14 protein-coding genes are annotated in these 12,871 nt (G+C 68.3%); 9 read left to right on the top strand and 5 right to left on the bottom strand.

Annotation, left to right across the window (positions count from 1 at the left end):
* Window positions 1-39: 39 nt before the first annotated feature.
* From ACZ0AA_RS09915 to ACZ0AA_RS09885, 7 genes are all read left to right on the top strand, one after another.
* Window positions 40-1,758 (top strand): MFS transporter, encoded by a 1,719-nt coding sequence (locus ACZ0AA_RS09915; protein WP_400866527.1) that lies wholly within the window; start codon window positions 40-42, stop codon window positions 1,756-1,758.
* Between the two features lies 1 nt (window position 1,759).
* Window positions 1,760-2,215, top strand: coding sequence for a MarR family winged helix-turn-helix transcriptional regulator (locus ACZ0AA_RS09910; protein ID WP_400866524.1), 456 nt, complete (start codon window positions 1,760-1,762; stop codon window positions 2,213-2,215).
* A 76-nt stretch (window positions 2,216-2,291) separates the two neighbouring features.
* Complete coding sequence (locus ACZ0AA_RS09905; protein ID WP_463512826.1) at window positions 2,292-2,795, top strand: MarR family winged helix-turn-helix transcriptional regulator; 504 nt, start codon at window positions 2,292-2,294, stop codon at window positions 2,793-2,795.
* Window positions 2,796-2,889: 94 nt separating this feature from the next.
* Window positions 2,890-3,465 (top strand): NADPH-dependent FMN reductase, encoded by a 576-nt coding sequence (locus ACZ0AA_RS09900; RefSeq protein WP_400866518.1) that lies wholly within the window; start codon window positions 2,890-2,892, stop codon window positions 3,463-3,465.
* 61 nt (window positions 3,466-3,526) lie between these two features.
* Window positions 3,527-4,162 carry a DUF1684 domain-containing protein gene (locus ACZ0AA_RS09895; RefSeq protein WP_463512825.1) on the top strand — a complete coding sequence of 212 codons (636 nt, stop codon included), beginning with the start codon at window positions 3,527-3,529 and terminating at the stop codon, window positions 4,160-4,162.
* 62 nt (window positions 4,163-4,224) lie between these two features.
* The gene (locus tag ACZ0AA_RS09890; RefSeq protein ID WP_463512824.1) at window positions 4,225-5,313 is read left to right on the top strand and encodes an alkene reductase; all 1,089 of its coding nucleotides are present in this window, start codon (window positions 4,225-4,227) and stop codon (window positions 5,311-5,313) included.
* Window positions 5,314-5,381: 68 nt separating this feature from the next.
* A complete protein-coding gene (locus tag ACZ0AA_RS09885; RefSeq protein ID WP_463512823.1) occupies window positions 5,382-5,726 on the top strand; it encodes a cupin domain-containing protein in 345 nt (114 codons plus the stop codon).
* A 24-nt stretch (window positions 5,727-5,750) separates the two neighbouring features.
* Here the strand turns inward: ACZ0AA_RS09885 and ACZ0AA_RS09880 are convergent, their stop codons facing one another.
* The 3 genes from ACZ0AA_RS09880 to ACZ0AA_RS09870 all read right to left on the bottom strand — a co-directional run bounded on the left by ACZ0AA_RS09880 (window position 5,751) and on the right by ACZ0AA_RS09870 (window position 8,603).
* Window positions 5,751-7,154 carry a threonine/serine exporter family protein gene (locus ACZ0AA_RS09880; protein WP_400866506.1) on the bottom strand — a complete coding sequence of 468 codons (1,404 nt, stop codon included), beginning with the start codon at window positions 7,152-7,154 and terminating at the stop codon, window positions 5,751-5,753.
* A gap of 19 nt (window positions 7,155-7,173) precedes the next feature.
* Window positions 7,174-7,518 carry a DUF7882 family protein gene (locus ACZ0AA_RS09875; protein WP_400866503.1) on the bottom strand — a complete coding sequence of 115 codons (345 nt, stop codon included), beginning with the start codon at window positions 7,516-7,518 and terminating at the stop codon, window positions 7,174-7,176.
* A 134-nt stretch (window positions 7,519-7,652) separates the two neighbouring features.
* Complete coding sequence (locus ACZ0AA_RS09870) at window positions 7,653-8,603, bottom strand: manganese catalase family protein (RefSeq protein ID WP_042540031.1); 951 nt, start codon at window positions 8,601-8,603, stop codon at window positions 7,653-7,655.
* Window positions 8,604-8,849: 246 nt separating this feature from the next.
* On the opposite strand from ACZ0AA_RS09870, the gene ACZ0AA_RS09865 reads away from it, so the two are divergent.
* Entirely contained in the window at window positions 8,850-10,034 is a 1,185-nt protein-coding gene (locus ACZ0AA_RS09865; protein WP_463512822.1) for a zinc-dependent alcohol dehydrogenase, read from the top strand.
* 19 nt (window positions 10,035-10,053) lie between these two features.
* Here ACZ0AA_RS09865 and ACZ0AA_RS09860 read toward each other — a convergent pair whose 3' ends face one another.
* Both ACZ0AA_RS09860 and ACZ0AA_RS09855 read right to left on the bottom strand, forming a co-directional pair.
* Window positions 10,054-10,875 (bottom strand): lysostaphin resistance A-like protein, encoded by an 822-nt coding sequence (locus ACZ0AA_RS09860; protein WP_463512821.1) that lies wholly within the window; start codon window positions 10,873-10,875, stop codon window positions 10,054-10,056.
* A 61-nt stretch (window positions 10,876-10,936) separates the two neighbouring features.
* Window positions 10,937-11,374: an SRPBCC family protein gene (locus tag ACZ0AA_RS09855; RefSeq protein WP_463512820.1), complete on the bottom strand. Its 438-nt coding sequence runs from the start codon at window positions 11,372-11,374 to the stop codon at window positions 10,937-10,939.
* A 151-nt stretch (window positions 11,375-11,525) separates the two neighbouring features.
* On the opposite strand from ACZ0AA_RS09855, the gene ACZ0AA_RS09850 reads away from it, so the two are divergent.
* Entirely contained in the window at window positions 11,526-12,866 is a 1,341-nt protein-coding gene (locus tag ACZ0AA_RS09850; protein ID WP_463512819.1) for a cytochrome P450, read from the top strand.
* The last annotated feature ends 5 nt before the right edge of the window (window positions 12,867-12,871 follow it).

Genomic DNA, 12,871 nt, shown 5'->3' with positions numbered 1-12,871 from the left:
GTTGACTCTTATCAACTTTCTACACAGGAGCTCTCCACTGTGACCAACATCTCTCACACCTCTTCAGCCGAGGCGCCACGCTCGCCTCGCGAGGTCTTCACCGCGATCTCCGGCCTCGTCGTCGGCATGTTCGTCGCCGTGCTCTCGGGCACCGTGGTGTCGACCTCGATGCCCGTCATCATCGCCGACCTCGGCGGCACCCAGTCGCAGTACACCTGGGTCATCACGGCCAGCCTTCTGGCGACCGCCGTCTCGACGCCCATCTGGGGCAAGCTCGCCGACCTCGTTGATCGCAAGATCCTCGTGCAGCTGTCTCTCATCATCTTCACCGTCGGCACCGTGATCGCCGGCTTCTCGACCGACACGAACATGCTCATCGCCGTGCGCGTGATCCAGGGCATCGGCGTGGGCGGACTGATGTCGCTCGTCATGATCGCGGTCGCCCTCATCATCTCGCCGCGCGAGCGCGGCAAGTACATGGGTGTCGTCGGCGGCATCATGGCCCTCGGCACGATCGGCGGCCCGCTGCTCGGCGGGCTCCTCACCGACGTGTGGGGCTGGCGCTCCAACTTCTTCGTCGGCGTGCCCTTCGCGATCCTGGCCCTCGTGCTCCTGCAGTTCACGCTGCACCTGCCCAAGCCTCAGCGCGACCGCAAGGTCTCGATCGACTACTTCGGCATCGTCCTGCTCGCCGTCGGCGTCTCGACCCTGCTCATCTGGGTCTCGATGGGGGGCAGCGAGTTCGATTGGGACTCGTCGACCAGCATCATCCTCGCCGTCATCGCCGGTGTCGCGATCGCCGGCTTCATCGCCGTCGAGTTCTTCGTCAAGGAACCGATCGTGCCGATGTCGCTGTTCCGCAACCGCACCTTCACGCTGTCGGTCATCGCCTCCATCGCCATCGGCGTCTCGATGTTCGCGACCTCGGTGTTCCTCGCCCAGTACTTCCAGCTCGCGCGCGGTGCCACACCCACCGAGTCGGGACTCATGACGATCCCGATGATCATCGGCCAGATGGGTGCGTCGATCATCATCGGCCAGCTCGTCAGCCGGTTCGGCAAGTGGAAGGGCTGGATGCTCACGGGCTCCGTGCTGACCACGGTCGGCGTCAGCCTGATGTCGACGCTGCGCTACGACACGCCGTTCCCGCTGGTCGCGGTCTACATGTTCGTGCTCGGCGCAGGCCTCGGCATGGTCATGCAGAACCTCACCCTCATCGTGCAGAACGACACCGCTCCGCAGCAGCTGGGTGCGGCCTCGTCGAACGTCAACTTCTTCCGCACGATCGCGGGCACCATCGGCGTGACCGTCATGGGCGCGACCCTCTCGACGAGCGTCGCGAACTACATCACCGATGCGCTCGACGGCTTCGCGCCGACGACGCCCGAAGAGGTCGACGCGCTGAAGCACCTCGCCTCGGGTGACGTGCCGAAGGTCACGCAGCTCCCCGACACGATCCGCACGATCGTCGAGGGCGCCTACGGCCACGGCATCGCCGACGCGTTCATCATCGCCATCCCGCTCGCGGTGATCGCCATCCTCGCGATCGCGTTCATCAAGAACAAGCCGCTGTCGACGAAGAACGCCGCCGAGCAGCTGCGCGAGCAGGCGGAGGAGTCCGTTCTCGAGGTCTCCGAAGCCGAGGTCGGCGCCACGATGTCGACCGGAGCGATCCGACTCTCGGGCGTCGACTCCGCGTCGCCGTCCACCGGATCGGTGACCGTGCTCGAGCGAGACGACCAGGAGCCGAGGCGCTGACATGGCCACCCCCGTGGCGGTCGAGTCCGCCGACGTCGACACCGCGCTCGGCGACCTTCAGACGCATCTGAACCTCATCTTCGCGAGGACCAGGACGCTCTGGAAGGAGTCGGCGGCGCGCATCGACCCCGAGCTGCAGGTGGGCGGGTACAAGCTGCTGACCTTCATCGAACGGGCCGAGTCGGCGAACGCGCACGAGCTGGCCGAACGCTTCGAGATGGACAAGTCGGTCATCAGCCGCCAGGTGCGGATGCTCGAGGAGCTCGGACTGATCGAGTCCCGGCCCGACCAGCGAGACGGCCGTCTGCGCGTGCTGACGCCGACACCGGCCGCCTGCGCCGCGCTGGTCGAGCTGCGGCGAGACCACGCCTCGCGGCTGCGGACCGTCGTGGCCGAGCTCACACCGGACGAGATCCAGGCGGCATCCAAGGTCTTCCGTCTGCTGGCCGAGGTCTGATCCGGGCCCGAGAGTGCGCATCGATCGAAGCCCCGCCGTCTCTGAGACGGCGGGGCTTCGCCGTAAGCTGGCGACCATGAGTGCCTCGCCCGACGAACCCGCCCGAGAGGGCGCGCCCGCCGCTGATCCCGCAGGTGCCGAGCCCCTCGATCCGGTCGAGCTCGACCACGCGATCTCGAGGGTCGAGCACGAGCTGGGGAGGCTCTTCGCCCGCATCCGAGTGAGCTGGCGCGAGGCGGCGACGACCGTGCACCCCGACCTTCAACCCCTCGGATACCAGGTGCTGACCTCGATCGCGACGGGCAAGGCGACTTCTGCCGGTGCCATCATCGAGCGCCTGCAGACCGACAAGTCGGCCGTGAGCCGGCACGTGCGGCAGCTCGAGCAGCTCGGTCTGGTCGAGAGCGTCCCGGATCCTGACGATCGCCGGGCGCGGGTGCTCGTCGCGACCGAGCTCGCGCAGGAACGGGTCGCCCTGGCTCGCTCGCGCTATGAGGAACGGCTCGGGGAGCGGCTGCGCCGCTGGTCGGCCGAGGACCTCGATCACTTCGCCGAGCTGCTCGCCGCGTTCGGCGACTGACCGACGTCGAGGGCGCTCTCCCCGCGGAAGGGCTGGACTCGGCGACCACACCCGGACGAGACTGATTCCACCACTACGGGAATGAGGAACAGTCATGGCATACAGGGTCGGATACTTCGTCGGAAGCCTCTCGTCCACCTCGATCAACCGCATCCTCGCGACGGCGCTGATCAAGCTCGCTCCGTCTGATCTCGAGTTCTTCGAGATCCCGATCCGAGACCTCCCTCTCTACAGTCAGGACTACGACTCCGACTACCCCGCGGTGGCGGTGGATCTCAAGGAGTCGATCGCCTCGGCGGATGCCGTGCTCTTCGTCACCCCGGAGTACAACCGCTCGATCCCCGGCGGCCTCAAGAACGCGATCGACTGGGCCTCTCGGCCATGGGGGCAGAACTCTTTCGACCACATCCCCGCCGCGGTGATCGGAGCATCGGTCGGTGCGATCGGCACGGCGGTCGCGCAGCAGAGCCTGCGTGGCGTCCTCAGCTTCTGCAACGCCCGCCAGATGACCGCCCCCGAGGCCTACATCCAGTTCTCGCCCGACACCTTCTCGGATGACGGCACGGTCACGAACGAGGGCACGGCGAAGTTCCTTCGCGACTACCTGGTCGAGTTCCGCGACCACATAGAGCGCGTGCTCACCGTGCTGCCGCGCGACACGGATTCGTGAATCGGCCGCGTCGCAGGTCGTCGCGGCCGCTGCGCCACCGTATCCGCGTAGCCTGAAGGACATGACGCTCACGAAAGCCCGCACCGCCGTCGAGGTCGTCGACTGGAGGCGCCGGGTCTTCGCCCTCTACGACGCGGTGCGACGCGCGGACTCCGCCGAAGAGGCGCACGAGCTGTGGCGCATCGAGCGCGACGACCTGATGCTGCATCACGCGGCGACCCCGCTGCTGGCTGACGACCGCCCGCTCTTCGAGGGGCTGCCGATCGCCTCCTACGACCCGCAGTGGCGCTTCGAGCTGCCCATCCTGCCCGCGGAGCCCGGCGGCTTCGACTTCGCGACCGGCACCGACGGCGTGGTGCCGTTCGAGCGCATCGGAAGGGTCGAGATCCCCGACACCGGATCGCTCGACGTCTGGCGGCTGACGACCTACGGCGGTGGGATCTTCGTCCCGGTGCGCGACGCGCTCGCAGGCCGTCCGGGCGGCACGTACGGGGGAGGCCGCTACCTGATCGACACGATCAAGGGTGCGGACCTCGGATCGGATGCCGAGCGCGGCACGATCGTGCTCGACTTCAACTTCGCCTACAACCCGTCCTGCGCGTACGACCCCGCGTGGGCGTGCCCCCTCGCGCAGCCGGGCAACGTGCTGCCGGTGGCGGTTCCGGTGGGCGAGATGTACGGCGGCGCAGCAGGCTGAGCATCCGGCCTGCATATCGCGGCGGGGGAATACCGCACCCCTCGCGCGCCTTACCCCTGAGCGTGACTCTCTTCGAACCGGCCGTCTTCGGCGCCCTCCAGTTGTCCAACCGCGTCGTCATGGCGCCTCTCACCCGCACGCGTGCAGATGATGACGGCGTGCCGACCGAGACGATGGTCGAGTACTACCGCCAGCGGGCGGGTCAGGGCCTCATCATCTCGGAGGGGACGTGGCCGGCGGCCGAGGGCAGGTCGTACTCCGGACAGCCCGGCATCGTCACGACCGAGCAGATCGCCGGCTGGCGGCCCGTCGCCGACGCCGTGCACGAAGCGGGCGGCACCATCGTCATGCAGCTGATGCACGGCGGGCGCGTCTCGCATCCTGCGATCTCGGGTGAGCCGCGCGTCGTGGCCCCGAGCGCACTCGCCGCTCCCGGCCAGACCCACACTCCTGAGGGCAAGGTCGACATGCCAGTCGCCCACGCTCTGACCCTCGACGAGATCCCCGAGGTCGTCGAGCAGTTCGCTCAGGCGGCGCGCAACGCGATCGCCGCGGGCTTCGACGGCGTCGAGGTGCACGGAGCCAACGGCTACCTCGTGCAGGAGTTCCTCTCGCCGGTGTCGAACATCCGCGACGACCAGTACGGCGGATCACCCGAGAACCGCGCCCGCTTCGCGATCGAGGTCACCACTGCGGTCGTCGAGGCCGTCGGCGCCGACCGCACCGGCATCCGTCTGTCGCCGCAGCACAACATCCAGGGCGTCCTCGAAGAGGACGACGACGATGCACTCGCCACCTACCTCGCCGTCGCCGAAGGGCTCGCGCCCCTCGGTCTCGCCTTCGTCGACATCCTCAACGCCGCTCCGACGAGCGAACTCGTGCAGCGCATCCGCCGCACCCTCGGCGCGCCCCTCATCATCAACTCCGGTTTCGCTTCGGTGACGACCCGTGACGAGGCCGAGACCCTCGTCGCAGAAGAGTGGGCGGATGCCGTGGCGGTCGGCCGCCCCGCCATCGCCAACCCCGACCTGGTCGAGCGGTGGCGTCAGGATGTCGAGCTCAACGAGCCGCGCCCCGCGCTGTTCTACGGCCGCACCGCCGAGGGATACACCGACTATCCGTCGCTGGAGTCCGTGCGCACCGACGCCTGAGTTCGGGTGCTTCTCGGGCGCATGATGTGCCCCTGTCGGGGTGGGATCACGGAGCGTACAGTGACCGCATGATCACCGACGATCCCACCCTGACCAATCCCGACCATTACCGGACGCTCTGGGAGAACGAGTTCGTCCGCGTGCTCGAGTACACCGACGAGCCGGGCGACCGGACCACGCCCCATGATCACCCCAACAGCGTCATGGTCACTCTGAGCGACTTCTCGCGTCGGCTCTCAGCCGGAGACCGTGTGTTCGACACATCGCTGTCCGCGGGGCAGGCCGTGTGGCTCCCGGCGCAGAGGCATTTCGGGGAGAACATCGGAAGCACGCCGACTCACACGATCCTCGTCGAGTTGAAGGGCGATGCCGCCGGGGAGATGAATCCGGCCGCGCTCGGACCGCGCACCTGAGGGGCCGACCCGTCGGTCAGCGACTCAGCGCCGAACGACCCGCGCCCGCGTCTTCGCGACGCTGCTGAGGGTCGCGCGCACCGGCGTGCCCAGATACAGACCCAGCGATGCTCCCGAGGCCAGCGCGATGCCGATGACGACGGCGTCGACGAGGGACCCTCCGATGCCCACCACGCCTGATGCCGACCCGGCCGAGTGGATCATCTCGAGGAGCCCCTGGAACACCGCGACACCGGGCACGAGCGGCACGATGGCAGCCGTCGTGACCGCGACGGACGGCACGTGCAGCTTCACCGCGATCAGCATCCCGATGAAGCTCGCGAGCAGTGCGCCGATCGCGCTCGCCGCGGCCGGATGCAGGTTCAGCCCGACCATGGTGGAGTATCCGGCGATGGTCACGGCGCTGAGCAGCGCGCTCACGAGGATGATGCGGACGCCGGCGCCGTTGAAGACGGCGACGGCGATGGCGATGATGATCGCCCCGAGGAACTGGTTCAGCAGCGGACCGAACGGGGCGGGGTCGTCGGGCAGGCCCATCGTGAATCCGAGCACGCTGCCGACCTCGAGGCCGACGAGGATGCCGATCACGACGCCCAGCGTCTGCATCGTCAGGTCGAGGATGCGCCCGCCCGCGGTGAGCGCGAAGCCGTCGATCGCGTCCTGCGCGGCGCCGACGACGGTGAGCCCGGCGAGCATCAGCACGATGCCCGAGGCCACGATGATCGACGGGCGGATGCCGACGAACGGCTCGATCCCCGCGGAGCCCAGCGCCGAGACGGCGACAGCGACCACCGTGGTGACGAAGCCTCCGGCGATCTGGCTGAAGAACAGCGGGACCCTGGCGCGGGCGAGACCCGCTTGGGTCAGCGCCGCGCACAGCGCCGCGACGAAGGTGAGTCCGACGATGAGAGCCGAGGCTCCGAGCATGATGCTGACGCCGACCGCCAGCAGTGCCCGTGCCACGATGACGACCGGCTGCTGGTAGCGGAACGGCACGCGGCGCAGCACGCGGAAGGCGGTGCGGGCCGATTCGAGGTCGAGGCCGTCGTCGATGTCGGCGACCAGGGCCTGCACGCGCTGCAGCTTGGCGTGGTCGGGCGCCGCCACCCGCACGACCCGCACGAGCGTCTCCGGCCAGACCTCACCGCTCAGGTGGAATGAGACGGTGATCGAGTTGTAGGTCACATCGACCTGCACATCTCGCATGCCGTACGCAGCGCAGACCCGGGTGATGGCCAGCGTCACCTCGTGAGCGGAGGCACCGACACCGAACATCGATTCGCCGATGCGGGTCGCGAGATCGAGGACCCTCGGCACGGTGCGTTCGTCGATGACGGGCATCGCCTCGGTGTGGGCGACGGTGGAGGGATCGGTGTGCAGGATGCGCTGCACGGAGGCGAGCAGTCGCCGCGGGGGGTTCGGGGACACCTCCCCATTCTCCCCTTCGTCAGGCGTGCGCGGGAACGTCGAGACGCTCAGCCGGCGGTGCGGCGCCCTCTGCGGGCTCGGGCACGAGGTAGAGGCCGCTCGGCGCACTGGCCGTGAACGCGAGCGCTTCGATCCAGGCGCGGTTGATCGAGGGCTGACGGCTGCCGCTGTATTTGAAGACGAGCGAGCTTCCGGCATGCACCCAGACGGTCGTGCGGCCGCCGCCGACGCTCATGTCCTCGCGCCAGGTGAAGCTGAAGGGCTCCCCTCGACGCAGCTTGGCCGTGATGACGAGCTGCAGGTGGGTGAGCGCGCGGTCTTCGATATCGGCCTTGACGCTGCCCTCATAGATGAGCTTTCCCACGAAGACCTCCTCAGTTGGCCACGAACCCGTGTGATCGGGCGCGATCGGATGATCGACGGTGGTGCCACAAGCATCCCATATATCGTGGGCCGGCGGCCGCGCATCCGCGCATCCGCCGGCCCACAGGCGGTCTCTCAGGACATACGCCCGAAGGTGGCGTCGATGTCGGCCATCTCCATCGCGGCGGTCGCCTCGATCAGTGCGCGCAGCTCCTTGTCGGCACCCGGAGAGAACTCCTCGAGCCGCTCGGGAGAGATCGTCATCGGCACGCCGACGGGCGCCTGCTCGCTGGCGTCCAGGGTGGTGCCGTCATTCGACGGCGAGGCGCCCTGGAAGATCTTGCCCGCTTCGGACTGCGCGGTCAGATCGAACGAGTAGTTCTTGCTCTGCAGACCGAGGTCGAGCAGCTTCTTGACCTCGGGGAACTGCTCGGCGTTGGTCTTGGGGATCGGCAGCGACGTGCGCCAGTTGACGCCGAGGGTCTCGAGCGCCTTCGCATAGGCGTTCTCATGCGCCTGATCGCGGACGATCAGGTACGAGATCGTGCTGCGGGCGGTCTTGTTGTCGGTCATCTCGTACAGTCGGCACTTCTGCAGGCGGCCCGTCGACTCGAGCATGAGGTTGTAGAGCAGGTCGAGCACGAGATTGCCCGAGTTGTAGACGTAGCTTCCCGACCACGGGTTGCCGACGGCATCGACAGGGAGAGCGCCCTGAGCCCCGACCAGGTAGTGGTGGATGTTGCTCGTGTCGAGCGCGATGTTCAGGGGCGTCGCGCCGCCCGCCCCGGGCTTGTCGACGGGATCGGTCGGCTTTCCCTGATACTGCGGCGATCCGTCGAGCAGGCGCGAGATCGTCGTGCCGATGAGCTCGACGTGGCTGATCTCCTCGGTGCCGATCCCCTGGATGAGGTCCTTGTACGGCTTGCCGTCGGGTCCCCTGAAGTTGATGCTCTGGAACAGGTACTGCATCATTGTGCGCATCTCGCCGAACTGTCCGCCGAGGCCTTCCTGCAGCGCGTTCGCCGCCGCGGGATCCGGCTCGTCCTGAGCGATCTCGTTGATGAACTCCTGAACGTGGAAATACATGTCGGCCTCCGTCGGTCGGTGCTGGGGTGTGGGGCCACTGTGCGCCTCCGCAGCGGATCGACCCCCTCCCTCGACGTGGCGGCCCGATGGACGTACCATGCGTCGCCGCGGAGGTGGACGGGATCCATGCCGCCTGGGTTCCCGCTCGGCGTGCCGTCCGCCTGACGCGCCCGTCTGTCAACCCTCTGTCGGATCGCCTCTCACGGGTGGAGGGTGGCCGTTCGACACGCAACGAGGAGGATGACGATGAAGGCACTCACCTGGCAGGGCACGCGCAACGTGACGGTCGAGGAGGTGCCCGACCCGGTCATCGAACACGCGACGGATGCGATCGTCCGGATCACCTCCTCGGCGATCTGCGGCTCCGACCTGCACCTGTACGAACTGCTCGGCCCCTTCCTCGACAAGGGCGACATCCTCGGCCACGAACCGATGGGCGTCGTCGTCGAGGTGGGCGATGCGGTGCGAGATCTGGCGGTCGGCGATCGGGTCGTCGTGCCGTTCAACATCTCGTGCGGCCATTGCTTCTTCTGTCTGCGGGGCCTGCAGTCCCAGTGCGAGACGACGCAGGTGAAGGAGTACGGCAGCGGCGCCTCGCTGTTCGGCTACACGAAGCTCTACGGGCAGGTCCCCGGCGGTCAGGCCGAGTACCTCCGGGTTCCGCTGGCGGACTACAACCACATCAAGGTCGCCTCCGATCTCCCCGACGAGCGCTATCTCTTCTTGAGCGACATCCTGCCGACCGCCTGGCAGGGCGTCGAGTATGCGAACGTGCCAGACGGCGGAACGCTCGCCGTGATGGGACTGGGGCCGGTCGGCCAGTTCGTCGCCCGCGTGGGCGCCCACCGCGGTTACCGGGTGCTCGCGGTGGACCCTGTCGCCGAGCGACGCGAGATGGCAGCCCGACACGGTGCGGAGGTCTTCGACCTGACCGACGACGTCGTCGCGGAGCTGCGCGACCTCACGGACGGACGAGGGGCGGATGCCGTCGTCGACGCGGTCGGCATGGAGGCGCACGGCAACCCCGGGATCAAGCTGGTGCAGCGCGCTGTCGGCCTGCTGCCCGACCCCGCCGCCAGACAGGTCTTCGACAAGGCGGGCATCGACCGCCTCGCCGCGCTGTACGCCTCGATCGACGTCGTGCGCCGTGGCGGCACGGTGTCGCTCAGCGGCGTCTATGCGGGCGACGCCGACATCCTGCCCATGAAGACGCTGTTCGACAAGCAGGTCAGCATCCGCATGGGCCAGTGCAACGTCAAGCGCTGGATCGACGACCTGATGCCTCTGGTCGAGGACCTCAGCGACCCGCTGGGCGTGATGGATCTCACGACCCATACCGCACCGCTCGAAGACGCCCCGGGGCTCTACGAGACCTTCCAGCGCAAGGAGGACGGCTGCATCAAGGTCGTGCTGCAACCTTCCGCGGTGTGAGGGGAAAGGCGTGTGAGCGTCAGCGCGTCGCGTCGAACTGTGCGGTGGGCGCGCTCGGCTGAACTCGACCGCGGATGAAGAACAGCAGGACGATGCCCACGATGATCACGGCGGGGTTGCCGAGACCCGCAAGAGCGCCGAGTCCGCCGTCGACCGGGTACGCGGTGTACAGGAAGATGCTCGGGTCGGTGCTGGCGTGCAGCAGGATCGGGGCGATGATCGTGCCGGTCACCCGCATCGCGAGGTACATGCAGACGCCGAACCCGAACGTGTAGACCAGCTGGATGGCCGTGGCGAACAGCGACTGCCCGGTGAGCAGGTTGCCCGCATGCAGGAGGGCGAACAGCGCGGAGGAGATCGCGGCGACGGCGATCTCGCGCTGCCCCGCCTTGCGGAGCAGGTTGACCACGAGACCTCGGGTCAGCACCTCCTCGGCGAATCCGATGAACACGCCGGCCAGCAGCCATGTCGCCACGACCTCGAACCCGGCAGCGCCGTAGTCGACCGAGAGGAAGTGGAGCACGTTGAACAGAAGCACGACGACGATGGCGATCCACATCCAGCCACGACCACGGATCGGCTGCGGGGCGAAGACCTCTTTCAGCCAGCCGACGGATGCCGCGAACGCGACCAGCAGCAGGCTTCCGACCAGGATCGGGATGACGTAGAACACGAGGAGGCCCTCGGCGCTCTGCGGGTCTTCGATCTGCGAGGCGATCGGGGCCAACAGCAGCGACAGGCCGTTGTACAGGACGAAGTACACGACGACGAGGACGAGTGCACGCCACCAGCCGCCCTGCTCCCAGAACCGTCGCCAGCCGGACTGCGTCACATCGGTCATCGCGCTTCCCTCCGCACCCGCGAGGGTCGCGGCTCATGACCAATATATGAGTGGGTCTACGTCAACGAGCGCGCCCCTCCGCGAGGTACGCCAGTCGGTGCAGCGTCTCGGAGTTGCGCCAGCGCAGCAGGGGAGTGGTCAGCACGCTGGGCACGAGGGTGGCCGGCCCGCGGACCGGTTCTTCGTCGATGCGCACCATCGTGCCCCCGTCATACGAGCGGACCCGCAGGGTGACGCGGGCTTCGCCGATCGGCCAGCCCTTCGCACGCATGACCATGCGATGCGGCGGATCCCATTCCTCGACTACGGTCGTGTCGTCGAGCAGTGCGGGCCAGACGCCCACCGAGTGGTGCAGTTCGGCCCCGGGCTGCGGCCAGGACTCGTCGACGTCGCGCATGCGCGAGGCGCCGACGACCCATGCCGGGTAGAGCCAGCCGTCGGCCAGCACCCGGAACACGTCGTCGGGGTGGCAGTTCATCGTGCGGACATTCTTCGCCATGGCGGCTCCTTCTTCTCGCGTCTCTGCATGATCGTTCCATCGTCGCCGTCTCCCCAGGGGGTTGACGGGGCGGGAAGCCGAGGTGCTAGCACACGCCTGGCATCCGCGCCTCCCCCTGGAACGGAACGCTCGTCTCTGCGAACGTCGAGTCATGGCACTCATCGACCTCCCCGTTCGCGCCGCCCGCCGACTCGGCGCTCTGGCGCACGACGACGCACCCGCCCTGCTCACCCGCGGCTACGGCTTCGGCCCCCGGATCTGGCGCAGAGTGCGACCTGGCGCGCGGTCGGCCCCGATGCGTCTGCTGGGCGATGACACCGTGTTCGTGCGCGGAGTCGAGGGTGTCGAGCTCTTCTACGACGAGACCCGCATCGCGCGCTCCGGGGCCATGCCGGCCATCGTGCAGGAGAGCCTGTTCGGCCACGGCTCCGTGCACAGCCTCGACGGCGCGGCGCACAGGCATCGCAAGGCCACCTTCGTGGAGGTCGCGTATGAAGACGAGCAGGTCGAGCGACTGACGCCCTGGCTCGAGCGCGAGTGGCAGAGCGAGCGTCAGGCGTGGCTCGACGGTGGCACCCGCAGCGCCTACGACGCGGCGGTCGGCGCGCTGGGGCGGGCGATCATGGGCTGGGCCGGTGTGCCAGGCACGCCCGCGGCCAAGACGCGGTGGGCGGCGAGACTGGCACAGATCGTCGATGGATTCGGGTCGCCTTACTCGCCGGAGTACCTCACCGCCCTGGCGAATCGGTGGTGGTCCGACCGCCATTCGGCCCGCCTCATCGAGGCCGTGCGCCACGGCGCGCTCAGCGCCGAACCGGGCACGGCGCTCGAGCAGTGGGCGCATCACCGGGACCAGGACGGCGAGCTGCTGCCCGCCCGCGTCGCGGGGGTCGAGCTGCAGAACAGCATCCGCCCGATGATCGCTGTGGCGCGCTTCGTCGCGTTCGCCGCAAAAGAGCTGCAGGAGCGCCCGGACTGGCGCGAGCGCATCGCCGCCGAGGCTGCCGAGCGGGGTTCTCTCGTCGGCGGCCCGCTGTCGATCATGTTCGCGCAGGAGATCAGGCGCACGTCCCCGTTCGTGCCGATGCTCCCCGGCTGGGCCATCGCAGACATCGAGATCGACGGACAGCGGGTGGATGCCGGAGGACGCGTCGTGCTCGACATCCTCGGCACCGACAACGACGACCGCTTCTGGGCCCGGCCGCAGAAGTTCGACCCGGAGCGCTTCCGCGACGTCGACGACTACGAGGCGCTCGCCGCATTCATCCCGCACGGAGGGGCGGACGTCGCGACCGGTCATCGATGCCCCGGCGAGAAGCTCGCCATCGCCGGCCTCGCCGCAGCCATCGCGGTGCTCAGCGATCCCGGTCTGCGAATCCTCGACGACGGCCTGGATGTCAACCGGCGTCGGCTGCCCACCAAGCCCCGCTCGGGCGGCAAGGTGCGGTCGGCGACAGCACCGGAGTCGAGTGGGTGCCCCTTCCACCGATAGAGGTC

Source organism: Microbacterium sp. AC035 (genome assembly GCF_979258485.1).
The sequence above is the reverse complement of the archived record's forward strand: the minus strand, read 5'-3'. Positions and strand labels throughout refer to the sequence as shown.